General features: G+C 73.6%; 19 protein-coding genes and 1 pseudogene. 15 read left to right on the forward strand and 5 right to left on the reverse strand.

The features are described 5' to 3' along the window. Nucleotides 1-102 precede the first annotated feature (102 nt). The 13 genes from ACIP94_RS00310 (at nucleotide 103) to cobC (ending at nucleotide 17,459) form a co-directional block, all read left to right on the forward strand. Nucleotides 103-1,083, forward strand: coding sequence for a cobalamin biosynthesis protein (locus tag ACIP94_RS00310; RefSeq protein WP_402417597.1), 981 nt, complete (start codon nucleotides 103-105; stop codon nucleotides 1,081-1,083). Further along, nucleotides 1,080-2,588: a cobyric acid synthase gene (locus ACIP94_RS00315; RefSeq protein ID WP_402417599.1), complete on the forward strand. Its 1,509-nt coding sequence runs from the start codon at nucleotides 1,080-1,082 to the stop codon at nucleotides 2,586-2,588. The genes ACIP94_RS00310 and ACIP94_RS00315 overlap by 4 nt, the downstream gene beginning before the upstream one ends. Beyond that, a complete protein-coding gene (cobN, locus tag ACIP94_RS00320; RefSeq protein WP_402417601.1) occupies nucleotides 2,585-6,238 on the forward strand; it encodes a cobaltochelatase subunit CobN in 3,654 nt (1,217 codons plus the stop codon). The genes ACIP94_RS00315 and cobN overlap by 4 nt, the downstream gene beginning before the upstream one ends. After that, nucleotides 6,235-8,241, forward strand: a complete 2,007-nt coding sequence (locus tag ACIP94_RS00325) for a putative cobaltochelatase (RefSeq protein ID WP_402417603.1) — start codon at nucleotides 6,235-6,237, stop codon at nucleotides 8,239-8,241. The genes cobN and ACIP94_RS00325 overlap by 4 nt, the downstream gene beginning before the upstream one ends. Further along, nucleotides 8,241-8,840 (forward strand): cob(I)yrinic acid a,c-diamide adenosyltransferase, encoded by a 600-nt coding sequence (cobO, locus tag ACIP94_RS00330; protein ID WP_402417605.1) that lies wholly within the window; start codon nucleotides 8,241-8,243, stop codon nucleotides 8,838-8,840. The genes ACIP94_RS00325 and cobO overlap by 1 nt, the downstream gene beginning before the upstream one ends. Continuing rightward, nucleotides 8,840-10,192 carry a cobyrinate a,c-diamide synthase gene (locus ACIP94_RS00335; protein ID WP_402417607.1) on the forward strand — a complete coding sequence of 451 codons (1,353 nt, stop codon included), beginning with the start codon at nucleotides 8,840-8,842 and terminating at the stop codon, nucleotides 10,190-10,192. The genes cobO and ACIP94_RS00335 overlap by 1 nt, the downstream gene beginning before the upstream one ends. After that, nucleotides 10,189-10,938 (forward strand): precorrin-2 C(20)-methyltransferase, encoded by a 750-nt coding sequence (gene cobI, locus ACIP94_RS00340; RefSeq protein ID WP_402417609.1) that lies wholly within the window; start codon nucleotides 10,189-10,191, stop codon nucleotides 10,936-10,938. The genes ACIP94_RS00335 and cobI overlap by 4 nt, the downstream gene beginning before the upstream one ends. Before the next feature lie 206 nt (nucleotides 10,939-11,144). After that, nucleotides 11,145-11,963: a precorrin-4 C(11)-methyltransferase gene (gene cobM / locus ACIP94_RS00345; RefSeq protein WP_402417611.1), complete on the forward strand. Its 819-nt coding sequence runs from the start codon at nucleotides 11,145-11,147 to the stop codon at nucleotides 11,961-11,963. After that, on the forward strand, nucleotides 11,960-13,201 hold the full coding sequence (gene cbiE, locus ACIP94_RS00350; protein WP_402417613.1) for a precorrin-6y C5,15-methyltransferase (decarboxylating) subunit CbiE: 1,242 nt from the start codon (nucleotides 11,960-11,962) through the stop codon (nucleotides 13,199-13,201). The genes cobM and cbiE overlap by 4 nt, the downstream gene beginning before the upstream one ends. Next, nucleotides 13,198-14,880 carry a precorrin-3B C(17)-methyltransferase gene (gene cobJ, locus ACIP94_RS00355; protein WP_402417615.1) on the forward strand — a complete coding sequence of 561 codons (1,683 nt, stop codon included), beginning with the start codon at nucleotides 13,198-13,200 and terminating at the stop codon, nucleotides 14,878-14,880. Before cbiE ends, cobJ begins: the two co-directional genes overlap by 4 nt. After that, a complete protein-coding gene (locus ACIP94_RS00360) occupies nucleotides 14,877-15,461 on the forward strand; it encodes a precorrin-8X methylmutase (RefSeq protein ID WP_402417617.1) in 585 nt (194 codons plus the stop codon). The genes cobJ and ACIP94_RS00360 overlap by 4 nt, the downstream gene beginning before the upstream one ends. Then, on the forward strand, nucleotides 15,458-16,396 hold the full coding sequence (locus ACIP94_RS00365; RefSeq protein WP_402417618.1) for a sirohydrochlorin chelatase: 939 nt from the start codon (nucleotides 15,458-15,460) through the stop codon (nucleotides 16,394-16,396). The genes ACIP94_RS00360 and ACIP94_RS00365 overlap by 4 nt, the downstream gene beginning before the upstream one ends. Then, complete coding sequence (gene cobC, locus ACIP94_RS00370; protein WP_402417620.1) at nucleotides 16,386-17,459, forward strand: Rv2231c family pyridoxal phosphate-dependent protein CobC; 1,074 nt, start codon at nucleotides 16,386-16,388, stop codon at nucleotides 17,457-17,459. Before ACIP94_RS00365 ends, cobC begins: the two co-directional genes overlap by 11 nt. A gap of 34 nt (nucleotides 17,460-17,493) precedes the next feature. On the opposite strand, the gene ACIP94_RS00375 is transcribed toward cobC, so the two are convergent. The 5 genes from ACIP94_RS00375 to ACIP94_RS00395 all read right to left on the reverse strand — a co-directional run bounded on the left by ACIP94_RS00375 (nucleotide 17,494) and on the right by ACIP94_RS00395 (nucleotide 22,284). After that, complete coding sequence (locus tag ACIP94_RS00375) at nucleotides 17,494-18,462, reverse strand: SCO1860 family LAETG-anchored protein (RefSeq protein WP_402417622.1); 969 nt, start codon at nucleotides 18,460-18,462, stop codon at nucleotides 17,494-17,496. 210 nt (nucleotides 18,463-18,672) lie between these two features. Then, nucleotides 18,673-19,764, reverse strand: coding sequence for an amidohydrolase family protein (locus ACIP94_RS00380; protein WP_402417624.1), 1,092 nt, complete (start codon nucleotides 19,762-19,764; stop codon nucleotides 18,673-18,675). Nucleotides 19,765-19,799: 35 nt separating this feature from the next. Beyond that, entirely contained in the window at nucleotides 19,800-20,594 is a 795-nt protein-coding gene (locus ACIP94_RS00385) for an amino acid ABC transporter ATP-binding protein (protein WP_402417626.1), read from the reverse strand. After that, nucleotides 20,591-21,436 carry an amino acid ABC transporter permease gene (locus tag ACIP94_RS00390; RefSeq protein WP_402417627.1) on the reverse strand — a complete coding sequence of 282 codons (846 nt, stop codon included), beginning with the start codon at nucleotides 21,434-21,436 and terminating at the stop codon, nucleotides 20,591-20,593. The genes ACIP94_RS00385 and ACIP94_RS00390 overlap by 4 nt, the downstream gene beginning before the upstream one ends. Next, the gene (locus ACIP94_RS00395) at nucleotides 21,433-22,284 is read right to left on the reverse strand and encodes a transporter substrate-binding domain-containing protein (RefSeq protein WP_402417629.1); all 852 of its coding nucleotides are present in this window, start codon (nucleotides 22,282-22,284) and stop codon (nucleotides 21,433-21,435) included. The genes ACIP94_RS00390 and ACIP94_RS00395 overlap by 4 nt, the downstream gene beginning before the upstream one ends. Before the next feature lie 210 nt (nucleotides 22,285-22,494). On the opposite strand from ACIP94_RS00395, the pseudogene ACIP94_RS00400 reads away from it, so the two are divergent. Together ACIP94_RS00400 and ectA are read left to right on the forward strand one after the other, a co-directional pair. Then, a pseudogene (locus tag ACIP94_RS00400) lies at nucleotides 22,495-22,743 on the forward strand (alanine--glyoxylate aminotransferase family protein); the annotation flags it as partial. 599 nt (nucleotides 22,744-23,342) lie between these two features. Continuing rightward, nucleotides 23,343-23,885: a diaminobutyrate acetyltransferase gene (gene ectA, locus ACIP94_RS00405; RefSeq protein ID WP_402417630.1), complete on the forward strand. Its 543-nt coding sequence runs from the start codon at nucleotides 23,343-23,345 to the stop codon at nucleotides 23,883-23,885. Nucleotides 23,886-24,007 lie beyond the last annotated feature (122 nt).

Genomic DNA, 24,007 nt, shown 5'->3' on the forward strand with positions numbered 1-24,007 from the left:
AGCCAGGGCGTGGACACCCTGAGTGAGGACATATCGCCATGCGCGGCTGCCGTTTGAGGTCCCATACCCGGATCCCGCTGTCCCCCACGCTGGGCTGAGCCGATGGGTGCCGATCGCGTCTTCGCGTACGGCGCCGCCGCCGGCCTCCTCGGCGACCTGCTGCTCGGCGATCCGCGCCGCGGGCATCCGGTCGCCGCGTTCGGGCGGGCCGCCGGTGCCGTGGAGCGAGTGCTGTGGCGGGACCACCGGGGGTGGGGCGCGCTGCACACCACCGTGTGCGTGGGGGGTGCGGTGTCGTGCGCGGCGCTCGCCGCGGCGGCCGTCCGTCCCTCCCTTACCGCGTCCGTCGCACTGACCGCCGCCGCCACCTGGGCCGTCGTCGGGGGGACTTCGCTCGCGCGTGAGGCCCGGATGATCGGGCACGCCCTCGCGTCCGGGGACGTCGAGGGCGCCCGTGCGCGGCTGCCGCATCTGTGCGGGCGGGATCCGCAGGCGCTGGACGCCGACGGGATCGCCCGCGCCGTGGTCGAGTCCGTCGCCGAGAACACCTCGGACGCCGTGGTGGGCGCGCTGGTGTGGGGAGCCGTGGGCGGGGTGCCCGGGCTCGTCGGCTTCCGGGCCGTCAACACCCTCGACGCCATGGTCGGGCACAAGTCGCCGCGTTACCGGCGCTACGGGTGGGCCTCGGCGCGCCTGGACGACCTCGCGGGCTGGCCCGGGGCCCGGCTGACCGCGCTTCTCGCGGCGGCGACGGGCCCGGACCGGCGGGGGGCCGTGCGGGCCTGGCGAGCGGACGCCGGACGGCATCCGAGCCCCAACGCCGGTCCCGTGGAGGCCTCGTTCGCGGGGGCGCTCGGGGTACGGCTGGGCGGCACGCTGTCCTACGGGGGGCGCGTCGAGCACCGGCCGCTGCTCAACGCGCCTGGGCGCGCCGTGCGCACCGACGACATCGAACGTGCGGTGCGGCTCTCCCGCCGTGTGACCGCGCTCGCGCTGGGTGCCGCCGTCGCCGGCCGCCTCGCCGCCCGAAGGTTCACCCCAAGGTTCACCCCAGGGTTTCTCGCGAAGGGACGTACGTCATGAGCGGCGGTCTCCTCGTCGCCGGCACCACCTCCGACGCGGGCAAGAGCGTCGTCACCGCCGGGATCTGCCGGTGGCTGGTGCGGCAGGGCGTCAAGGTCGCGCCCTTCAAGGCGCAGAACATGTCCCTCAACTCGTTTGTGACGCGCGAGGGCGCCGAGATCGGGCGGGCCCAGGCCATGCAGGCGCAGGCCTGCCGTATCGAGCCGACCGCGCTCATGAACCCCGTGCTGCTCAAGCCGGGCGGTGAGCGGAGCAGCCAGGTCGTGCTGCTCGGCAAGCCGGTCGGCGAGCTGAGTGCGCGCGGCTACCACGGCGGGCGGCAGCAGCGGCTCCTCGGCACGGTCCTCGACTGCCTCGCCGAGTTGCGGGGCACGTATGACGCGGTGATCTGTGAAGGGGCCGGCAGTCCCGCCGAGATCAATCTGCGGCGGACGGACATCGTGAACATGGGCATCGCCCGCGCCGCGCGGCTGCCCGTGCTGGTCGTCGGCGACATCGACCGCGGCGGTGTGTTCGCCTCCTTCTTCGGGACCGTCGCCCTGCTCTCCCGCGAGGACCAGGACCTGGTCGCGGGGTTCGTGGTGAACAAGTTCCGCGGGGACGTCTCCCTGCTGGAGCCGGGGCTCGACATGCTGCACGGGCTCACCGGGCGGCGGACGTACGGGGTGCTGCCGTTCCGGCACGGCCTCGGGATCGACGAGGAGGACGGGCTGAGGGTGTCCCTGCGGGGCGCTGTGCGCGAGTCGGCGGTGGCCGCGCCCGTCGGCGAGGACGTGCTGAGGGTGGCCGTGTGCGCCGTGCCGCTCATGTCCAACTTCACCGATGTCGACGCCCTCGCCGCCGAGCCGGGTGTGGTCGTGCGGTTCGTGGACCGGCCCGAGGAGCTGGCCGACGCCGATCTCGTCGTCGTCCCGGGCACCCGGGGCACGGTCCGGGCCCTGGAGTGGCTGCGCGAGCGCGGTCTCGCGGAGGCCCTGGCCCGCAGGGCCGCCGAGGGGCGCCCGATCCTCGGCATCTGCGGCGGTTTCCAGATCCTCGGCGAACACATCGAGGACGAGGTGGAGAGCCGCAGAGGTCACGTGGACGGGCTCGGGGTGCTTCCCGTACGGGTGCGGTTCGCCCGCGAGAAGACCCTGACCCGGCCGGTCGGCGAGGCGCTCGGCGAGCGCGTCGAGGGCTACGAGATCCACCACGGTGTCGCCGATGTGACGGGTGGTGAGCCCTTCCTCGACGGCTGCCGGGTCGGCCAGAGCTGGGGCACGCACTGGCACGGCTCCCTGGAGTCGGACGGTTTCCGTCGGGCGTTCCTGCGCGAGGTGGCGGCCGCCGCGGGCCGCCGGTTCGTGCCGGCCGCCGGCACGTCGTTCGCCGCGCTGCGCGAGGAGCAGCTCGACCGGCTCGGCGACCTGATCGAACAGCACGCGGACACGGACGCGCTGTGGCGGCTCATCGAGTCGGGCGCGCCGCAAGGACTGCCTTTCATCCCACCGGGAGCGCCCGCATGAGCACAGTGTTGTTGTTGTCGACCGCCGACACCGATCTGCTGGCGGCCCGTGCCTCCGGCGCGCCCTACCGGATCGGCAACCCGGCCCGCGTGGACGTCGCCGAGGAGCTGCCGGGGCTGGTCGAGGGCGCGGACATCGCCGTGGTACGGCTGCTGGGCGGCAAACGCGCCTGGGAGGACGGGCTCGCCACGCTCAGGGCCTCGGGCGTCCCGACCGTCCTGCTCGGCGGGGAGACCGTGCCCGACGCCGAGTTGATGGCCGAGTCGTCCGTGCCGGCGGGCGTGGTGGCGGAGGCTCTGCGGTACCTGGTCGAGGGCGGCCCGGCCAACCTCACCGAACTGGCCCGCTTCCTGTCCGACACCGTGCTGCTGACCGGCGAGGGCTTCGTCGAGCCGCAGAAGATGCCCGAGTACGGCGTCCACGGGGAGCGCGTGTACGCCGAGGGCCGTCCCACCGTGGGCGTCCTCTTCTACCGCGCCCATGAACTCAGCGGGAACACCGCCTTCGTGGACACGCTGTGCGACGCGATCGAGGAGCGGGGCGCCAACGCCCTTGCGGTGTACTGCGGTTCGCTGCGCGGCGCCGACCCGGGGCTGTACGAGCTGCTGTCGAAGGCCGACGCGCTCGTGGCCACCGTCCTCGCCGCGGGTGGCACGCACGCCTCGCAGGCGTCGGCGGGCGGCGACGAGGAGGCCTGGGACATCGGGGCGCTGGCCGACCTGGACGTGCCCGTGCTGCAGGGTCTGTGCCTGACCTCCTCGCGCGCCGCGTGGGACGAGTCGGACGCCGCCCTCTCGCCCATGGACGCGGCGATGCAGGTGGCGATCCCGGAGTTCGACGGCCGCCTCGTCACGGTCCCCTTCTCCTTCAAGGAGCAGGGCCCGGACGAGGTGCCGGTGTATGTGGCCGACCCGGAGCGGGCCGGGCGCGTCGCCGGAATCGCCGTACGGCATGCCCGGCTGAAGCACACGCCGAACGCCGAGAAGAAGCTCGCGCTCGTCTTCACCGCCTACCCGACCAAGCACTCACGGGTCGGCAACGCGGTCGGCCTGGACACGCCCGCGTCGGCGGTCCGCGTGCTGGACGCGCTCCGGGACGCCGGGTACGGCCTCACCGAGTACCCGGCGGGCGGCGACGAGCTGATCCACCGGCTCATCGAGGCCGGCGGCCACGATGTGGAGTGGCTGACGGAGGACCAGCTCGCCGCCGCGCCCGCGCGGGTGCCACTGGCCGACTACCGGGCGTGGTTCGACACGCTCGACCCCGAGCTGCGGGACGCGATGGTTCGGGCGTGGGGCGAGCCGCCGGGCTCGCTGTACGTCGACGGCGACGACATCGTCCTCGCCTCTTTGCGGTTCGGGAACGTCGTCGTGATGATCCAGCCGCCGCGCGGCTTCGGCGAGAACCCGATCGCGATCTACCACGCCCCCGACATGCCGCCGTCGCACCACTACATGGCGGCGTACAGGTGGCTGGAGAACTCGTTCGGCGCCGACGCGATCGTGCACATGGGCAAGCACGGCACCATGGAGTGGCTGCCGGGCAAGGGCCTCGGGCTGTCGCGCGGGTGCGCCCCGGACGCCGTCCTCGGCGAGCTGCCCCTGATCTACCCGTTCATCGTCAACGACCCCGGCGAGGGCACCCAGGCCAAGCGGCGCGGGCACGCCACGGTCGTCGACCACCTCGTGCCGCCGATGGCGCGCGCCGACACCTACGGCGACCTGGCCAAGCTGGAGCAGCTCCTCGACGAGTACGCGCTCGTCTCCGATCTGGACCCGGCCAAGGCGCCCGCCGTACGGGCTCAGATCTGGACCCTGGTGAAGGCCGCGGAGCTGCACCACGACCTGCATGTGGACGAGCAGCCGGAGGGCGACGACTTCGACGAGTTCGTCATGCACATCGACGGCTATCTGTGCGAGATCAAGGATGTGCAGATCCGCGACGGCCTGCACATCCTGGGCGGCGGTCCGGTCGGCGAGCCGCGGGTGAACCTCGTGCTCGCCGTGCTGCGCGCCTCGCAGGTGTGGGGCGGGCAGGCGAACGCCCTGCCGGGGCTGCGGGCCTCGCTCGCCGAGCACTTCGGGCTGGTGGAGAAGGAGCTGCTCGCCGAGCCGGGCGCGCCGGTGAAGGTGCCGGCGGAGCTGACGGATCTGGTGGACGGTCCCTCCCGGAGTGCCGCCGACGCCATCGACCTGCTGGAGCAGCTGTGCCGGCGGATCGCGGAGGGCATGGAGGAGCGTGCCTGGGACGCGCCCGCCGCGCCCGCGCTGGTGCGTGAGGTCCTGGGCACCGAACTGCCGGACGCCGTGGCCGTCCTGGAGTTCGCCTGCACCGAGGTCGTGCCCCGGCTCGCCCGCACCACCGACGAGATCGGCCACATCCTCAAGGCGCTCGACGGCGGTTACGTCCCGGCCGGTCCCTCCGGCTCCCCGACCCGCGGTCTCGTCAACGTGCTGCCGACCGGCCGGAACTTCTACTCCGTCGACCCCAAGGCCATTCCGTCGAGGCTGAGCTGGGAGGTCGGGCAGTCGCTGGCCGACTCGCTGGTCGCGCGGTACCTCCAGGACACCGGCGAGTACCCCCGGTCCGTCGGTCTCACCGTCTGGGGCACGTCGGCCATGCGCACCCAGGGCGACGACATCGCCGAGATCCTCGCACTGCTCGGCTGCCGCCCGGTCTGGGACGACGCCTCGCGCCGGGTGACCGGTTTCCAGGTGATGCCCCTGGCGGAGCTGGGCCGTCCCCGGATCGATGTCACGGTGCGCATCTCCGGCTTCTTCCGGGACGCCTTCCCCCATGTGGTCGGCCTCATCGACGACGCCGTACGCGCCGTCGCCGAGCTGGACGAGCCCGTCGAGCAGAACTTCGTCCGCGCCCACGCCGACGAGGACACCGCCGAGCACGGCGACCGGCGGCGCGCGACGGCCCGTGTCTTCGGCTCCAAGCCGGGCGCGTACGGCGCCGGTCTGCTGCCGCTGATCGACGCCCGCAACTGGCGCTCCGACGCCGACCTCGCCGAGGTGTACGCGGTGTGGGGCGGCTACGCCTACGGGCGCGGGCTCGACGGGCGGGCGGCGCGCGGGGACATGGAGACCGCGTTCCGGCGGATCGCCGTGGCGGCGAAGAACGTGGACACCCGTGAGCACGACCTCGTCGACGCGGACGACTACTTCCAGTACCACGGCGGCATGGTCGCGATGGTGAGGCATCTGACCGGTGCGTCCCCCGAGGCGTACGTCGGAGACTCGGCCGTGCCCGACCAGGTGAAGACCCGCACCCTGGGCGAGGAGACCCATCGCGTCTTCCGCGCCCGCGTGGTCAACCCGCGCTGGATGGCGGCCATGCGGCGCCACGGCTACAAGGGCGCCTTCGAGATGGCGGCGACCGTCGACTACCTGTTCGGCTACGACGCCACGGCCGGAGTCGTCGACGACTGGATGTACGAGAAGCTCAGCGCGGAGTACGTCTTCGACGCCGAGAACCGCGACTTCATGAAGAAGTCCAACCCGTGGGCGCTGCGCGGCATCACCGAGCGCCTGCTGGAGGCCGCCGACCGCGGCCTGTGGGCCGAGCCGGACGCGGACACGCTGGAGCGGCTGCGCGCGACCTATCTGGAGCTGGAGGGCGACTTGGAGGGCGACGAGAAGTGAGTACCCCGTTTCCGTTCACGGCCGTCGTCGGCCAGGACGATCTGCGGCTCGCGCTGCTGCTGAACGCCGTGTCGCCGGCGGTCGGCGGAGTGCTGGTACGCGGCGAGAAGGGCACCGCCAAGTCCACGGCGGTCAGGGCGCTGTCGGCGCTGCTGCCGCAGGTGGACGTCGTCGTCGGATGCCGGTTCTCCTGTGACCCCGCCGCACCCGACCCGGCCTGTCCCGACGGGCCGCACGAGGCGGCGCCAGGCGCCCGCCGGCCCTCCCGCATGGTCGAACTCCCCGTCGGCGCCTCCGAGGACCGGCTCGTCGGAGCCCTCGACATCGAACGCGCGCTGGCCGAGGGCGTGAAGAGTTTCGAGCCGGGGCTCCTGGCGCGGGCGCACCGCGGGATCCTCTACGTCGACGAGGTCAACCTCCTCCACGACCACCTGGTCGACCTGCTGCTCGACGCGGCCGCCATGGGCGCCTCGTACGTCGAGCGCGAGGGCGTCTCCGTACGGCACGCCGCCCGTTTCCTGCTCGTCGGCACCATGAACCCGGAGGAGGGCGAGCTGCGGCCGCAGTTGCTCGACCGGTTCGGGCTGACGGTCGAGGTGTCCGCCTCGCGGGAGCCCGACCAGCGCGTGGAGGTCGTACGGCGGCGGCTCGCCTACGACGACGACCCCCAGGGTTTCGCGGCGCGCTGGGCCGAGGAGGAGGCCGCCGTACGGGCGCGGATCGTGGCGGCCAGGGAGCTGCTGCCGTCCGTGCGGCTCGGGGACGGGGCGCTGCGGCAGATCGCGGCGACCTGCGCCGCGTTCGAGGTGGACGGCATGCGGGCCGACATCGTGATGGCGCGCACGGCCACCGCGCTGGCCGCGTGGGCCGGGCGGACCGAAGTGCTCGCGGAGGACGTGCGGCAGGCCGCCCTGCTGGCGCTGCCGCATCGCAGGCGCCGCAACCCCTTCGACGCGCCGGGGCTCGACGAGGACAAGCTCGACGAGACGCTGGAGCAGTTCGGGGGCGGGAACGAGGACGACGACCCGGGTCCGGACGGCCCCGGCGGCGGGGGAGGGCAGCCCGCTCCGGACGACGGTCCCCAGGGCGGCGGTGACACCGCCGCGCGTCCCGAGGCCGGGGAGAGCGGACAGCCGCAGTCCTCGGGGGCCGGGGAACAGCAGGCCGTGCGGGCGGGTGAGCCCTTCCGCGCCAAGGTGCTGACCGTGCCGGGGCTCGGCGACGGCGCCGCGGGACGGCGCTCGCGGGCGCGCACCGAGCACGGGCGCACCACCGGGGCCCGGCGGCCTCAGGGCGCGCTGACCAGGCTGCACCTCGCGGCCACCGTGCGGGCCGCGGCGCCGCACCAGCGGGCGCGGGGGCGCTCGGGGCCCGGGCTCGTGGTGCGCCGGGACGATCTGCGGCAGGCGGCGCGGGAGGGGCGGGAGGGCAATCTCGTGCTGTTCGTGGTCGACGCCTCCGGGTCGATGGCGGCCCGGCAGCGGATGGGCGCCGTCAAGGGCGCCGTGCTGTCGCTGCTGCTCGACGCCTACCAGCGGCGGGACAAGGTGGGGCTCGTGACCTTCCGGGGCACGGCGGCCGAGGTGGCGCTGCCGCCGACGTCGTCGGTGGACGCGGCGGCGGCGCGGCTTCAGTCGCTGCCGACGGGCGGCCGGACGCCGCTGGCCGCCGGGCTGCTCAAGGCCCATGACGTGCTGCGGGTCGAGCGGCTGCGGGATCCCGCGCGGCGCGCCCTGGTCGTGGTGGTGACCGACGGGCGGGCCACCGGGGGCGCCGAACCGGTGGCGCTCGCGGGGCGGGCGGCCTCCTTGCTGTCCGCCGAGGGCATCGCGTCCGTGGTCGTCGACTGCGAGTCGGGGCCGGTGCGGCTGGGTCTCGCCGGGCGGCTCGCCGAGGAGCTGGGTGGTACGGCGGTGACGCTGGACGAGCTGCGCGCGGACAGCATCGCCGGGCTCGTACGGAATGTGCAGGGGACGCAGGGGACCGTAAGGAGGGCCGCGTAATGCCGCAGGGGCAGCCGAGTGTCGTACCGGACGACGGACTGACGACCCGTCAGCGCCGCAACCGCCCGCTCGTCGTCGTGCACACGGGCGTCGGCAAGGGGAAGTCGACCGCCGCCTTCGGGCTCGCGCTGCGCGCCTGGAACCAGGGCTGGCCGATCGGGGTGTTCCAGTTCGTCAAGTCGGCCAAGTGGAAGGTCGGCGAGGAGAACGCGCTGCGGGTGCTGGGGGCGTCCGGGCAGGGCGGGACCGTCGACTGGCACAAGATGGGCGAGGGCTGGTCGTGGGTGCAGCGCGACGATCAGATGGACAACGAGGAGAAGGCCCGGGAGGGCTGGGAGCAGGTCAAGCGTGACCTGGCGGCCGAGACGTACCGGCTGTATGTGCTGGACGAGTTCGCGTACCCGATGCACTGGGGCTGGGTCGACACCGACGAGGTCGTCGAGGTGCTGCGGAACCGCCCCGGCACCCAGCATGTGGTGATCACCGGGCGGAACGCGCCCGAGAAGCTGGTGGAGTTCGCCGACCTGGTGACCGACATGTCCAAGGTGAAGCACCCGATGGACGTGGGCCAGAAGGGCCAGAAGGGCATCGAGTGGTGATGTCCTCCCCCTCCGTCCCCCGGCTGGTCGTCGCCGCGCCCTCCTCGGGCAGCGGCAAGACCACCGTGGCCACAGGCCTGATGGCGGCGTTCGCCGAGCGGGGGCTCGCCGTGTCCCCGCACAAGGTGGGGCCCGACTACATCGACCCCGGCTATCACGCGCTCGCGGCCGGGCGCGCGGGACGGAACCTCGACGCGTATCTGTGCGGGCCGGAGTTGATCGCTCCGTTGTTCCTGCACGGCGCGCGCGGCTGCGACCTGGCCGTGGTCGAGGGTGTGATGGGGCTGTACGACGGGGCCGCCGGAGAAGGGGAGCTGGCGTCGACGGCGCAGGTGGCGCAGGCACTGAGGGCCCCGGTGGTCCTGGTCGTCGACGCGTCCTCGCAGTCGCGGTCGGTGGCGGCGCTGGTGCACGGGTTCGCGTCCTGGGACCCGCGGGTGCGGATCGGGGGCGTGATCCTGAACAAGGTCGCCTCCGACCGGCACGAGGAACTGCTGCGGGACGCCCTGGACGCGTCCGGGGTGCCCGTGCTGGGGGTGCTGCGCAGGGTTGCCCGGGTGGACACGCCGTCGCGGCACCTGGGGCTGATACCGGTGGCCGAGCGGCGGGCGGAGGCGGCCGAGGCGGTCGCCGCCATGGCCGCGCAGGTGCGCCGGGGCTGTGACCTGGACGCGCTGTGGGCGCTGGCGCGGAGCGCCGGTGCGCTGCCGGATGAACCCTGGGAACCGCCGGTGTGCGCCACCGGCGCGCGGCGGGTGGTCGCCGTGGCCGGCGGCCCCGCCTTCACGTTCTCCTACGCCGAGCACACCGAACTGCTCACCGCCGCGGGGGCCGACGTCGTCGTCTTCGACCCCCTGCGGGACGAGCGGCTGCCGGACGGCACGGCGGGGCTGGTCGTCGGCGGCGGCTTCCCGGAGGTGTACGCCGCCGAGCTGTCCGCGAACGAGCCCCTGCGCAAGGCGGTCGCCGAGCTGGCCCTCGGCGGCGGTCCGGTCGCGGCCGAGTGCGCCGGACTGCTGTACCTGTGCCGGGAGTTGGACGGCCGGCCCATGTGCGGGGTGCTCGACGCGAGCGCCCGGATGAGCGAACGGCTGACCCTCGGCTACCGGGACGCGGTGGCCGTGAGCGACAGTGTCCTCGCCGCGGCCGGGACACGGATGCGGGGCCATGAGTTCCACCGGACCGTGGTGGACCCCGCGGCGGGGGCGGCTCCCGCCTGGGGCGTACGCGCTCCCGGGCGGCGCGTCGAAGGTTTCGTACAGCAGGGTGTGCACGCCAGTTATCTGCACACGCACTGGGCCGCCGCGCCCGGGGCGGCCCGTCGGTTCGTGGAGAGGTGCCGGACGTCATGAGCAGCAGGCTGATCGGAGTCGGGGTGGGCCCCGGCGACCCCGAGCTGGTGACCGTCAAGGGCGTCAACGCGCTGCGGGAGGCCGACGTCGTCGTCGTACCCGTGATGGGCGACGCCGACGGGAAGGACGGCGGGGAGCGCGGGCGCGCCGAGGCGACCGTGCTGCACTACGTGCCCGAGGAGAAGGTCGTCCGCGTGGTGTTCGCGCTCAACGAGCGCAGTGACCGGGCGCGGCGCGAGGCGGCCTGGGACGCGGCCGGGGAGCGCGTGGCCGGGCTGCTCCGGCGGCATTCCGCCGTCGCCTTCGCCACCATCGGCGACCCCAACGTGTACTCCACGTTCACCTACCTCGCGCACACCGTGCAGGAGTCGCTGCCGGGCACCCGCATCGACACCGTGCCCGGCATCACCGCCATGCAGGACCTCGCCGCGCGGTCGGGGGCGGTGCTGACCGAGGGCACCGAGCCGCTCACGCTCGTGCCCGTCACGGCGGGTTCCGCGCTGCTCAAGGACGCCCTCGGCGGTCCGGGGACGGTCGTGGCCTACAAGTTCGGGCGGCAGGCGCACGAGGTGGCCGAGGCGCTGCGTGAGACCGGGCGCATCGACGACGCCGTGTGGGGGGCGTCGCTGGGGCTGCCGGAGGAGACCGTCCGGCCGGCCACGGACCTCGAGCAGGGTCCGCTGCCCTATCTGTCCACCCTCATCTCGCCGGCCCCGCGCGACGGCACCCGCGGCGGGAAGCTTTGATCGGCGGCGGACCGGCCCGGACGGTACACCGGCCGCGGGCCGGCCGCCCCGCCCGCGACCGTGCACGGCGGCAGCGGGGTCGTTGACCGCGGGGCACAGCCCGGATCCTTCGCCGTCCGGTCGCCCCCGGTGCGCGCCGGAGGAGCGGCCGCGTGCGCACCCGTGTTCCACACCGCCCGAGTTTCCGTAGGAGAGGACCGATTCCCATGGCCGATGTCCCCACCGGCAAGGTGACCTTCGTCGGCGCCGGCCCCGGCGCCGCCGATCTGCTGACGTTCCGTGCCGCGCGCGCCATCGCCGAGGCCGACATCGTGATCTGGGCGGCCAGCCTGGTGCAGGCGGAGGTCCTCGAGCACGCGCGCGAGGGCGCCGAGATCCTGGACTCGGCGGCCATGTCCCTGGAGGGCGTCGTCGCCGTGTACGAGCGGGCCCACGCGCGGGGCCTGCGGGTGGCCCGCATCCACTCCGGCGATCCGGCCCTGTGGGGCGGCACGCAGGAGCAGCTCGACCGGTGTGCCGGGATCGGCATCGAGACCGAGGTCGTCCCGGGTGTCTCCGCCTTCTCCGCCGTCGCCGCGCTCGCGCGGCGGGAGCTGACGATCCCCGAGGTCGCCCAGTCCGTGGTGCTGACCCGGCTCGGCGGCGGCAAGACGCCGATGCCGCCCGGGGAGGAGGTGCGCGAGTTCGCCCGGCACGGCACCACGATGGCGATCTTCCTGTCGGCGGCCCGCAGCGGCCAGCTGGTGCGGGAGCTGCTGGAGGGCGGCTATCCGACGAGCACCCCGGTCGTGGTCGCGTACCAGGCGACCTGGCCGGAGGAGCTGATGGTGAAGTGCACCCTCGGCACGCTGGAGGAGACCGTCAAGGAGCACAAGCTGTGGAAGCACACGCTGTTCCTGGTCGGCCCGGCGCTCGACGCGCACGGCACCCGCTCGCATCTGTACCACCCCGGTCACTTCCACGGCTACCGCAAGGCCGACCCCGAGGCCCGCAAGGCGCTGCGCTCCCAGGGTGCGAGCACATGATCACGGTCGTCGGTACGGGCACGGGAGCGCCCCTCCCCGCCGAGGCGGTCGCCGGGGCGGACCTGGTGGTGGGCGCCCGGCGGCATCTGGCGGCCGCCCGGCTGCCGAAGGAGGCGGAGCGGATCGTCCTCGGGCCGCTGGGGCCCGCCCTCGACGCGATCGAGCGCTGTCTCGACAAGGGGCGGCGGGTCGCGGTGCTCGCCTCCGGGGACCCCGCCTTCTTCGGGATCGTCCGCGCGCTGGCCGAACGGTTCGGGCCCGAGCGGCTGGAGGTGCGGCCGGGTGTCTCCTCCGTGGCCGCCGCCTTCGCGCGGCTCGGGCTGCCGTGGGACGACGCGGTGGTGGTGAGCGCGCACGGCCGCGCGCTGCGGACGGCGGTGCAGGTGTGCCGGGCGCGGCCGAAGGTCGCCGTGCTGACCGGTCCGGGGGCCGGTCCCGCCGAGCTGGGGACGGCGCTCGCCGGCGGACCCGCCGAGCGGGTCCTCGTCGTGGCGAGCGCGCTCGGCGATCCGGAGCACGAGCGCGTGGAGCGGGTGACGCCCGCCGAGGCCGCGGGGCGTGACTGGGGCGCGGCGGTCAGCGTGGTGCTCTGCCTGGATCCGGCGGCGGCACTCGGGCCGGTCCGCACGCTGGCGGGGCCGCCACCCGGCCCGGTCGCCTGGGCCCTGGAGGAGCGCGCGTTCGCCCACCGCGACTCGATGATCACCAAGTTCGAGGTCCGTGCGCTGGCGCTGGCCCGGCTGGGGCCGCGCCTCGGCGATCTGGTCTGGGACGTCGGCGCGGGCTCCGGGTCGGTGGCCGTGGAGTGCGCACGGCTCGGTGCGGCCGTCACCGCGGTCGAGAAGACGGCGGACGGGGTCGCCCGGATCCGCGCCAACGCCGAGGCGCACGGCGTCGACGTCCAGGTGGTGCACGGCGCCGCGCCGGACGCGCTGGCCGGTCTGGACGAGCCCGACGCCGTGTTCATCGGGGGCGGCGGACGCGAGCTGCCCGCCATCGTGACCGCGTGCGCGCGGCGGGCCCGGCGGGCGGTGGTGATCGCCATGGCCGCACTCGACCGCGTCCCGGCGGCGCGCGAGGCGCTCGTCGCGGCCGGGTTCGGCTGCGACGGCGTGCTGTTGCAGTCGTCACGGCTCGCACCGCTGCCGGGGGACGTGACCCGGCTCTCGGCGACCAACCCTGTTTTTCTGCTGTGGGGCACGCGGCCTCCGGCGCGTACCGAAGGAGTTGCTCAGTGATCGGCCTCATTTCCGCCACCGCGGCGGGGGCGGCTGCGCGGGACCGCCTGGCGGCTGCCTGGCCCGGCCGGACGCGGGTGTACGACGGCCCGGTCGGGGATGCCGTACGAGCCGCGTTCGCGGAGTGCGAGCAGCTTGTGTGCTTCCTGGCGACCGGGGCGGTGGTCCGGCTGATCGCCCCGCTGCTGGGGGACAAGGTGTCCGACCCGGGAGTGGTGTGCGTCGACGAGGGCGGGCGGTTCGCGGTCTCCCTGGTCGGTGGGCACGCGGGCGGGGCCAATGAACTCGCCTGTGCCGTGGGCGAGGTGCTGGGGGCCGGGCCCGTGGTGACGACCGCGACGGACGCGGTGGGAGTGCCCGGCCTCGACACGCTCGGGTGGCCGGCCGAGGGCGATGTCGCCGGGGTCTCGCGGGCGCTGCTCGACGGGGAACCGGTGGCCCTGGCTGCGGACGTGAGCTGGCCGCTGCCACCGCTGCCCCTGGCCTCGGAGGGGTCGTACACGATCCGGGTCACGGACCGGGCCGTCGCGCCCGCCGAGCGTGAGGTGGTGCTGCGGCCGCCGTCCCTGGTCGCCGGCGTCGGCGCCTCCCGGGGCGCTCCCGCCGACGAGGTCCTGGAACTCGTCGAGGGCACGCTGCGGGAGGCCGGGCTGAGCGCCGCGTCACTCGCCGCGCTCGTCACCGTCGACGCCAAGGCCGGCGAGCCCGGCATCCTGGCGGCGGCCGAGCGGCTCGGCGTGCCCGTGGTGACGTATCCCGCCGAGGAGTTGGCGAAGGTCGAGGTGCCCAACCCCTCCGACGCCCCGCTCGCCGCGGTCGGCACGCCGTCCGTCGCGGAGGCCGCCGCACTGGCGCAGGGCGGTGAACTCCTGGTCCCCAAGCGCCGGTCGGCCGGGAGTCCGGCGAGGGCGACCTGTGCCGTCGTCCGCAGGCCGGGACGCGGGCGGCTCGCCGTCGTGGGCCTCGGCCCCGGTGCCCGGGACCTGCTGACGCCGCGCGCGAAGGCGGAGTTGCGGCGCGCGTCGGTACTGGTCGGACTCGACCAGTACGTCGACCAGATCCGCGATCTGCTGCGTCCCGGGACCCGGGTCCTGGAGTCGGGGCTCGGCGCCGAGGAGGAGCGGGCGCGCACGGCGGTCGCTCAGGCCCGCAAGGGCCACGCGGTGGCGCTGATCGGCAGCGGTGACGCCGGGGTGTACGCGATGGCGTCGCCCGCGCTGGCCGAGGCGTCCGACGACATCGACGTGATCGGGGTGCCCGGGGTCACGGCGGCGCTCGCGGCCGGGGCGATCCTCGGCGCGCCCCTGGGCCACGACCATGTGTCGATCAGCCTCTCCGATCTGCACACCCCCTGGGAGGTCATCGAGCGGCGAGTGCGGGCCGCGGCCGAGGCGGATCTCGTCGTGACCTTCTACAACCCGCGCAGCCGGGGCCGGGACTGGCAGCTGCCCAAGGCGCTCGCGCTCCTCGCCGTGCACAGGGCGCCGACGACGCCGGTCGGTGTCGTACGGAACGCGTCCCGCCCGGACGAGTCGAGCCTGGTGACGACCCTGGCCGGTCTCGACCCGGCGACGGTCGACATGATGACGGTCGTGACCGTGGGCAACACGGCGACCCGTGAGATCGCGGGGCGCATGGTGACGCCGCGCGGCTACCGCTGGCAGGAGGAGTCCCGGTGAACCGTGTGGTCCACCCGATCGAGCAGGAGTCGTTCCGGCGGCTGCGCGCCCGCCTGGACACCTCGCACTTTCCTCCGCTGACGCGGGCGGTGGTGGAGCGGGTCATCCACTCGGCCGCCGATCCGGAGTACGCGAGCGATCTCGTGATGGACGAGGCCGAGCTGGTCAGGGCGCACGCCGCACTGCACGACGGGGCGCCGGTGGTCGTGGACGTGGAGATGGTGGCCGCCGGGATCACCCGGCGCGAGACCGTCTGCCGGCTGAAGGACGCCAGGTCCGGCCCCGGGATGACGCGTTCGGCGCATGCGGTCCGGCTGGCCTACGAGGAGGTGGGTCCCGGAGCGCTCTGGGTGATCGGCTGTGCGCCGACCGCCCTGGAGGAGCTGCTGACCCTGGACGCCTCCCCCGCGCTCGTCATCGGTCTGCCCGTCGGCTTCGTCGGCGCGGCCGAGTCAAAGGCCGCGCTGCGCGAGAGCGGGCTGCCCGCCGTGAGCAACGTGTCCGAGAAGGGCGGTTCGGCGGTCGCCGCCGCCGCGCTCAACGCCCTGCTGTACCACCCCACGTCGAAGGAGACCCTGTGACCATCCCGCCGCCCGCCCTGCTCATCGCCGGCCATGGCACCCGGGACGAGGCCGGAGCCGAGGCGTTCCGCGCCTTCGTGCGGGAGCTGGGGCGCCGCCACCCCGAACTGCCCGTCGCGGGCGGCTTCATCGAGCTGTCGCCGCCGCCGCTGGGCGAGGCGGTGGCCGAGCTGGTGGAGCGGGGGGTGCGCCGGTTCGCCGCCGTACCGCTGATGCTGGTGTCCGCCGGGCACGCCAAGGGTGACATCCCGGCGGCACTGGCCCGCGAGAGGGAGCGGCACCCGGGGATCTCGTACACCTACGGCCGCCCGCTCGGCCCGCACCCCGCGCTGCTGTCGGTCCTGGAGCGGCGGCTCGACGAGGCCCTGGGCGGCTCCGCCCGCGCGCCCGAGGACCGGGCCGAGGTGACCGTGCTGCTGGTGGGCCGCGGCTCCACCGACCCCGACGCCAACGCCGAGGTGTACAAGGCGGCGCGGCTGCTGTGGGAGGGGCGGGGTTACGCGGGCGTGGAGACGGCGTTCGTGTCACTGGCGGCGCCGGATGTGCCGAGCGGCCTCGACCGGTGCGCGAGGCTGGGCGCCAGGCGGATCGTCGTCCTGCCGTACTTCCTGTTCACGGGCATCCTGCCGGACCGGGTGCGGCAGCAGGCCGAGGGCTGGGCGGCGGCGCATCCGGACGTCGAGGTGCGCTCGGCGGATGTCATAGGGCCGGAGCCGGAGCTGCTCGACCTGGTGATGGAGCGGTACCAGGAGGCGGTGCGGGGGGATCTGCGCATGAACTGCGACTCGTGTGTGTACCGGATCGCGCTGCCGGGCTTCGAGGACAAGGTGGGGCTGCCACAGCAGCCGCACTTCCACCCCGACGACGACGGCGACCACCATGGTCATGGGCATCACCACCACCACGGTGGGCACACCCACTCCCATGCACACTGACCACGACGGCGGCCCGCACGATCTGCGGCACCACGGGGATGCCGAGGTGCGTGACGACGGGGCGGCGCTGACCGACCTCGCGGTGAACGTGCGCGCGGACACGCCCCCGGGATGGCTGCGCGAGGTGATCGCCGGGTCGCTGGACGGGCTCGCGGCGTACCCCGACGGCCGGGCCGCCCGCGCGGCGGTCGCGGCGCGGCACGGCCTGCCCACCGGGCGGGTGCTGCTCACGGCGGGCGCGGCCGAGGCGTTCGTCCTGCTCGCACGGGCTCTGAAGGTGCGTCAACCGGTGGTGGTGCACCCGCAGTTCACCGAGCCGGAGGCGGCCCTGCGGGACGCGGGGTATGCGGTGGGCCGGGTCCTGCTGCGGCAGCTGGACGGCTTCCGGCTGGATGTGTCGCTGGTGCCGGAGGACGCGGACCTGGTGCTGATCGGCAATCCGACGAACCCGACGTCGGTGCTGCACCCGGCGGCCTCGATCATCGAACTGGCCCGCCCGGGGCGCACGTTGGTGGTCGACGAGGCGTTCATGGACGCGGTGCCCGGCGAGCGGGAGGCGCTGGCGGGCCGCACGGACGTGCCCGGTCTGGTGGTCCTGCGCAGCCTGACCAAGACCTGGGGCCTGGCGGGACTGCGCGTCGGCTATGTCCTGGCCGAGCCGGAGACGATCGCCGAACTGGAACGGGCGCAGCCGCTGTGGCCGGTGTCCACGCCCGCGCTCGTGGCGGCCGAGGCCTGTGTGTCGCCCCGGGCGCTGGCGGAGGCGGCTCACGCGGCGCACCGGGTGGCGGCGGACCGGGCCCATCTGGTCGCGGGGCTGCGGGAGTTCGGGCCCGACGGACTGCAGGTGGTCGAGCCGGCCGAGGGCCCGTTCGTGCTGGTCCGTCTGGCGCGGGCGGCGACGGTGCGCCGCCATCTGCGGGACCTCGGCTTCGCGGTGCGGCGCGGGGACACGTTCCCGGGCCTGAACGAGGAGTGGCTGCGGCTCGCGGTACGGGACCGGGCGACGGTGAACCGCTTCGTGCAGGCCCTGGACCGTGCGGTGACGCTGGCGGGGCGGTGAGGCCGGCGCCGGACGGGCCGGCGCCGGCCTGAGCTCAGCCGCGGCGGCGGCGCGCCAGTCCCACCGCTCCCCCGCCCGCCACAAGCAGTACGACCGCCCCGCCCAGGACGTACGGGGTCACCGCGCTCGCCCCGGTCTCCGCGAGCCCGGACTTCTTCACGGGCGCCGCCTGCGGCCTCAGATCCTCGGCGGGATGGGTGCCGGTGGCGGTGGGGGCCGCCGGTGCGCCGCCGTCCTCGGTGGGTGCCGCGGGTGTGGGTGCGCCGCCCGCCGTGGCAGGGGCCCCCGGCGCCGCGCAGGAGGCGCCTGCCAGCGTCAGCGTCCCCTGTACCTGAGCCACGTTGAGCTTCAGCGGGTTCACGGTCACCGTCAGCCGCAGCGCGGCGGCGGCCGCCGTGCGCGCGGTCGTGCCGGTCGGCGACACCTCCAGCCGTACCTCGCCGACGCCCGGCACCTTGACGTCCGAGGGGCCGCCCGCGGTCACCCTCACCTTCCGGCCGAGCACGGTCACCGCGCCGAGCAGGTTCGCCGAGGCGACCGGCTTCCTCCCGGCCTCGCACACGGCCTTGGAGGTGACGCCGTCGACCTCGATCAGGGACAGCAGGGGCAGCCCGGGCACATGGACCCGTGCGTGGGCCAGGCGGGCGGAGCCCTCCGCCTTGGTCGCGGACACCGAGGCGCTCGCCGTGGCGACATCGGCGGTGAGCACCTGGAACGGCCGTCCGCCGTCGACGCCGTCGAGACGGGCCGACAGCGCGGTCCGGTGCGCGCCGGCCGGCGCCTCGACGGCGTTGAGGGAGACGGTGAGCGGCACGTGCACGGTCTTCTTGAGCAGGGACACCTCGAGGCCGGTGCGCAGGACGGCGGCGCTCGCCCGCCCATGGTTCTCGGTGGCGCCGGCGGAACCGGCGCCGGCGAGCACGGTGGGACCGGCGGCCAGGGCGGTGGCCAGTGCGACGGTGGCCAGTCGGCGGCCGGGCCGGCGGGAAGTGGTGCCGTTCACGGGTGGGACCCCCAGGAGAGTCAGGCTTGGGACCCGGAAAGAATCGCGGCCTCGGGAGCACACCGTCAGCGATACGGCACCACTTCACCCCATCGGGGACGTTTCGCTCATTCTTTCGAAACTGGCGGCACGCCTGTTCCCCCGCGCCCCCCGGACATCCCCCACACCGGGGGCGCGAGGGAGGCGCGCGTCCTCGCTGCGCCGAGGCGCCTAGCCGACGATGCGCCCGTTCAGCACCACACGCCGCGGCGACGCCAGCACCCGGACATCGGCGCGGGGATCCGCCTCGTACACCACGAGGTCCGCCGCCGCCCCCTCCTGAAGGCCGGGCCGGCCCAGCCAGCTCCGGGCGCCCCAGGTGGTAGCGGACAGGGCCGCCACCGGCGGGATGCCCGCGGTCACCAGCTCGGCCACCTCGCCGGCCACCAGACCATGCGCCAGCGAACCGCCCGCGTCGGTGCCGACGTACACCGGGATCCCGGCGTCGTACGCGGCGCGCACGGTGTCGTAGCGCCGCTCGTGCAGCCGCCGCATATGGGCCGACCAGCGCGGGAACTTCGTCTCCCCGCCCCGGGCGAGCCGCGGGAAGGTCGCGATGTTCACCAGGGTCGGGACGATGGCGACGCCCCGCTCCGCGAACAGCGGGATCGTCTCCTCCGTGAGGCCCGTGGCGTGCTCGATGCAGTCGATGCCCGCCTCCACCAGATCGCGCAGCGAATCCTCCGCGAAACAGTGCGCGGTGACCCGCGCCCCCAGCCGGTGCGCCTCCTCGATCGCCGCCTGGACCGCCTCGCGCGGCCAGCAGGCGGTCAGGTCCCCGGCGTCCCGGTCGATCCAGTCGCCGACGAGCTTGACCCAGCCGTCGCCGCGCCGGGCCTCCTGGGCGACATAGGCGACCAGGTCCTCGGGTTCGATCTCCCAGGCGTAGTTGCGGATGTAGCGGCGGGTGCGCGCGATGTGCCGGCCGGCCCGGATGATCTTCGGCAGGTCGTCACGGTCGTCGATCCAGCGGGTGTCCGACGGGGAGCCCGCGTCACGGATCAGCAGGGTGCCGGCGTCCCGGTCGGTCAGCGCCTGCTTCTCGGCGACGTCCTCGGAGACCGGTCCATGGGTGTCGAGGCCGACATGGCAGTGCGCGTCGACGAGACCGGGCAGCGCCCAGCCCTCGACGGTACGGACGTCCCGGGCCCCGGACGGCCGGTCGTAGGAGATCCGGCCGTCGACCACCCACAGCTCGTCCCGGGCCTCCTCCGGTCCGACGAGCACCCGCCCCTTCACGTGCAGTACCGCGTGATCGCTCATGTACCGCACCCTAGTCCCGCTCCCTGGTCCGCCCGCTAGGCCTTCCCACCCGCCCGGGCGGAGGTCCCCTCCTGCACCTCGACCATCGCGGGGTCGAGCAGCCGGGCGAGGAAGTGGCGGGTGCGCTCGTGCCGGGGGGCGCCGATGACCTCGTCGGGGGTGCCGTCCTCGACGACCACCCCGCCGTCCATGAAGACGACCCGGTCGGCGACCTCCCGGGCGAAGGACATCTCGTGGGTGACGACCATCATCGTCATGCCCTCGTCGGCGAGCATTCGCATCACGGCGAGGACATCGCCCACCAGCTCGGGGTCGAGCGCGGAGGTCGGCTCGTCGAAGAGCATCACCTCGGGGCCCATGGCGAGCGCGCGGGCGATCGCCACCCGCTGCTGCTGGCCGCCGGAGAGGGAGGAGGGGTAGGCGTCCGCCTTCTCGGCGAGGCCCACGCGGCCCAGGTTCTCGGCGGCGATCCGCGCGGCCTGCGCCTTGTCCCGCTTGAGGACGCGGCGCTGCGGCAGGGTGAGGTTCTCGGTCACTGTGAGGTGCGGGAACAGGTTGAACTGCTGGAACACCATGCCGATGCGGCGGCGTGCGGCGTCGATGTCCACGTCGGGGTCGGTCAGCTCGGTGCCGCCGACGAAGACCTGCCCCCGGGTGGGCTCCTCCAGGAGGTTCACACAGCGCAGCAGGGTGGACTTGCCGGAGCCGGACGGGCCGATGACGCAGACCACCTCGCCCTGGCCGATCTCCAGGTCGATGCCGCGCAGCACCTCGTTCTCGCCGAAGGACTTGTGCAGATCCTGGATACGGATCTCTGGGGTACGGCTCACTTGACGGCCTCCTGGGCCTTGGCCTCCATACGGCGTACGACGAAGCCGAGCGGGATCGTGACCAGCAGGTAGCACAGGCCGGCCACCAGGATCGGGGTGGAGTTGGCGGTCTGGCTGGCCAGGTCGCGGCCGAACTTGGACAGTTCGCGCTCCTCCAGGGTGACGCCGAGGAACAGCACCAGCGAGGAGTCCTTGAAGAGCAGGACCAGTTCGTTGGTCAGCGGCGGGAGGATGATCCGGAACGCCTGCGGGATGACGATCGAGACCATGGCCCGGGCGGGCGAGAAGCCGAGCGATCGGGCCGCCTCCAGCTGCCCTTTGGGTACGGCCTGGATGCCCGCGCGGATGGTCTCCGCCATGTAGGCGGCGGACACCAGACCGAGCGCGAGGGCCACCTTGCCGTAGGTGCCGCCGATGATCTCCATCCCGGGGAAGGCCAGCGGCACGGCGACCCCGACGAAGATGAAGATCAACAGCGCGGGCAGACCGCGGAAGATCTCGATGTAGACACCGGCGACCCACCGGTAGGGACCCACGGACGACAGCCGCATCAGGGCGATGACCATGCCGAGCACCAGGCCGACGACAAAACCGGACAGGGTGTAGAGCACGGTGTTCTTCAACGCCAGCGTGATGACGTCGGGGAACATCTGCTTCGCGATGTCCGCCTGTGCGAACTGGTTCTGCAGCCGCCCCCAGTCCGCCGAGACCGCCAGAGCGATCACGGCGGCGACGAAGACGGTGTACTGAAGGCCGCGCGAGAGCCTGCGCCTCCGGCGCCGGGTCAGCCCCTTCCTACGCGGCGCGACAGGGGGGACGGCCGTGTCCGTGGGGTTGCTCATGAGGCCGAGGGGGAGGCGACGGAGGCGTTGTACGGGCCGATCCACTGCTCGTACAGCTTCTTGTACGTGCCGTCGGCCTTGGCGCCGGCGATCGCCTTGTTCACGGCGGCGAGGAGCTTCTTGTTGCCCTTCTTCACCGTGAAGCCGTACTGCTCGCCGGTGTTGAGGTTGCCGACCACCTTGAAGGCGCTCGCGTTGGCCTTGTCCTTGAGCCAGCCCTGGACGACCGGGTAGTCGATGATGACGGCCTGCACCTGGCCGGTGCGCAGGCCGTTGAGGACGGCGTCGGAGGACTCGAAGGAGATGGGGTCGAAGCCCTGCTTCCTGGCGTAGTCCTCACCGGTGGTCTGGGCCTGGGCGCCGAGCTTCTTACCCTTGGCCTTCAGGTCGGCGAGCGAGGTGACACCGCTCTTCCCGTCGACCAGGACGGCCTGGGTGGCGTCGAAGTACGGGTCGGAGAAGTCGACGTTCTTCTTGCGCTCGGGGGTGATGGTCATGCCGGCCGCGGCCAGGTCGCACTCGCCGGAATTGAGGAACGCGCCGGTCTTGAAGTTCTCGAAGGGCGTGTCGAGGATCTGCTGCTTCACCCCGAGGTCCTTGGCGACCAGGTCGATCAGCGAGACGTCGAAGCCCTGCACCTTGCCGTTGATCTCCGACTGGAAGGGCGGGTAGGGCAGGTGCGTGCAGGTGGTGAGCTGACCCGCCTTGACGAGGTCGACCCCGCCGGCGGCCGACTTGCCTGCGCTGCCGCCGCTGCCGCTCGAGGTGCAGCCGGCCACGAGCACGGCGCCGGCCGTCGCGGTGATGGCGGCCAGGATGCGGGCCCGGCGCCCGAGGAGCGTCTTCACGGGGGACCTCTCTGTGGGGGTGTGCGGTGATGTGCGGGTTCCGATTATAAGGAGAAGTTTGGGTCTCTCAAACCATTCCGATGGTTCCAGGGCCCTGCGACCTAAGAACCGACCAGCCGAAAGGGTGAAACACCCGCCGATTACGCTCGACTCCGTCCACTTCGCGATCTACCCCGGGATCCGCCTTGCGATCCGCCCCGCGACCCACCCGTGACCGAAGAGGGCAGCGCCGCGACGTACCCCTTCCCGGACCTCCCGCCGCTGAGCGCCGCCCGCTTCGCCTCGATCGAGGACCGTGCGGCACGGCTCCCGTCCACCGAGCGGAACGTCGTGATCACGCAGGGCGAGGCACTGCTGCCACTGGAGGGCGAGACCCGCGGGTGCGCCGGTCCCGGCACGACGGCACTGAACGTGATCACCGGCCCCTGCGGCCAGACCCTCGGCAACTGGCTGCGGGACCGGAAGATGATCCGGGTCAACCACTACGGGGCCGACGCGACGCGGGAGGCCGTGCGGGCGAGCCTGGCCGCACCGGGGGCCGCGCCGCGCGCGTCCGGGATCACGGTGGACCCGGCGGCGGCCCGGCAGGCGGCGGGGCGCCCGGCCGCGGGACTGACGGCGGGCGGCACCGCCCCCGCGTCCACCCCGGTTTCCGCCCCCTCCCCGAGCCGGGGGGCGGAAACCGGGACACGCTTCCCCGAGTATGCCGCCTTCCCGGGCCCGCGAACCGAATAGGCATTGCGCCCGGGACCTTTACGCGCAATTATCGAATTCGCACGCGGATAGGAACCCATATTCTTCTGCCCGCTCTCCCGGAACCTAAACGCAAAGATTCTGCGAACGCAGAGCGGCGCATTTCGAGTAGATCCCGTGATGATTACATGCGTGTGACCGACTCCACAGTCCATCCCATTTGCCCCGTTATTCTGGGGACATATCCGGCGTAATCACCTTGATCTCGCCCACCCGTACGCGCCCGCGCGATAACACACGCCTCGCCCGTCCGTAACCTCATTCGGCGATGCAATTTTCCATTCAGCTGGGTAAGTTCCAACGGCATGACCGCCGCACAAGCAGACCTGCACGCGGAATTCCTGGAAATGCCGGAGGAGCTCCGGATCGACCGTCCGGAGGTGGCGGACGGTGCCACGCTCTGGCGCATCGCCAGGGACTCCGGACAACTCGACCTGAACTCCTCCTACAGCTATCTGCTGTGGTGCCGTGATTTCGCCGGCACCTCGGCCGTGGCGCGCAGCGGCCCCGACGGCCGGCCCGTCGGCTTCGTCACCGCCTACCTCCGGCCCGACCGCCCGCACACGCTCCTGGTGTGGCAGGTGGCTGTGGACGCCGACCAGCGCGGGCGGGGACTCGCGGCGCGGCTTCTGGACGAGCTGACGGCACGGGTCGCGGCCGAGCACGGGGTCACCGAGATCGAGACGACGATCACCCCGGGCAACACGGCCTCCGAGCGCCTGTTCACCTCGTACGCCGAGCGCCACGGCGCGGCCCTCGAGAGGGAGGTCCTCTTCGAGACGGGCCAGTTCCCCGACGGGCCCCACGACCCCGAGGTGCTCTACCGCATCGGTCCCCTCTCCGTCTGACTCCCACTCCCCTCGCGATCCCGTCTGACTCCCACTCCCCCCACGATCCCGGTCCGCCCACCCGCACCCCGGGACTTCGGACCCCGCACTCCCCGGACACACTCCCTCCCCCCACGCACGAG

The organism is Streptomyces sp. NPDC093261 (genome assembly GCF_044753645.1).
Taxonomy (GTDB): Bacteria; Actinomycetota; Actinomycetes; order Streptomycetales; family Streptomycetaceae; genus Streptomyces.

Coding starts and splice junctions, on each gene's coding strand:
- ACIP94_RS00310 (WP_402417597.1), top strand. CDS start 103: ATGGGTGCCGATCGCGTCTTCGCGTACGGCGCCGCCGCCGGCCTCCTC.
- ACIP94_RS00315 (WP_402417599.1), top strand. CDS start 1,080: ATGAGCGGCGGTCTCCTCGTCGCCGGCACCACCTCCGACGCGGGCAAG.
- cobN (WP_402417601.1), top strand. CDS start 2,585: ATGAGCACAGTGTTGTTGTTGTCGACCGCCGACACCGATCTGCTGGCG.
- cobO (WP_402417605.1), top strand. CDS start 8,241: ATGCCGCAGGGGCAGCCGAGTGTCGTACCGGACGACGGACTGACGACC.
- ACIP94_RS00335 (WP_402417607.1), top strand. CDS start 8,840: ATGTCCTCCCCCTCCGTCCCCCGGCTGGTCGTCGCCGCGCCCTCCTCG.
- cobI (WP_402417609.1), top strand. CDS start 10,189: ATGAGCAGCAGGCTGATCGGAGTCGGGGTGGGCCCCGGCGACCCCGAG.
- cobM (WP_402417611.1), top strand. CDS start 11,145: ATGGCCGATGTCCCCACCGGCAAGGTGACCTTCGTCGGCGCCGGCCCC.
- cbiE (WP_402417613.1), top strand. CDS start 11,960: ATGATCACGGTCGTCGGTACGGGCACGGGAGCGCCCCTCCCCGCCGAG.
- cobC (WP_402417620.1), top strand. CDS start 16,386: ATGCACACTGACCACGACGGCGGCCCGCACGATCTGCGGCACCACGGG.
- ACIP94_RS00380 (WP_402417624.1), bottom strand. CDS start 19,764: ATGAGCGATCACGCGGTACTGCACGTGAAGGGGCGGGTGCTCGTCGGA.
- ACIP94_RS00390 (WP_402417627.1), bottom strand. CDS start 21,436: ATGAGCAACCCCACGGACACGGCCGTCCCCCCTGTCGCGCCGCGTAGG.
- ectA (WP_402417630.1), top strand. CDS start 23,343: ATGACCGCCGCACAAGCAGACCTGCACGCGGAATTCCTGGAAATGCCG.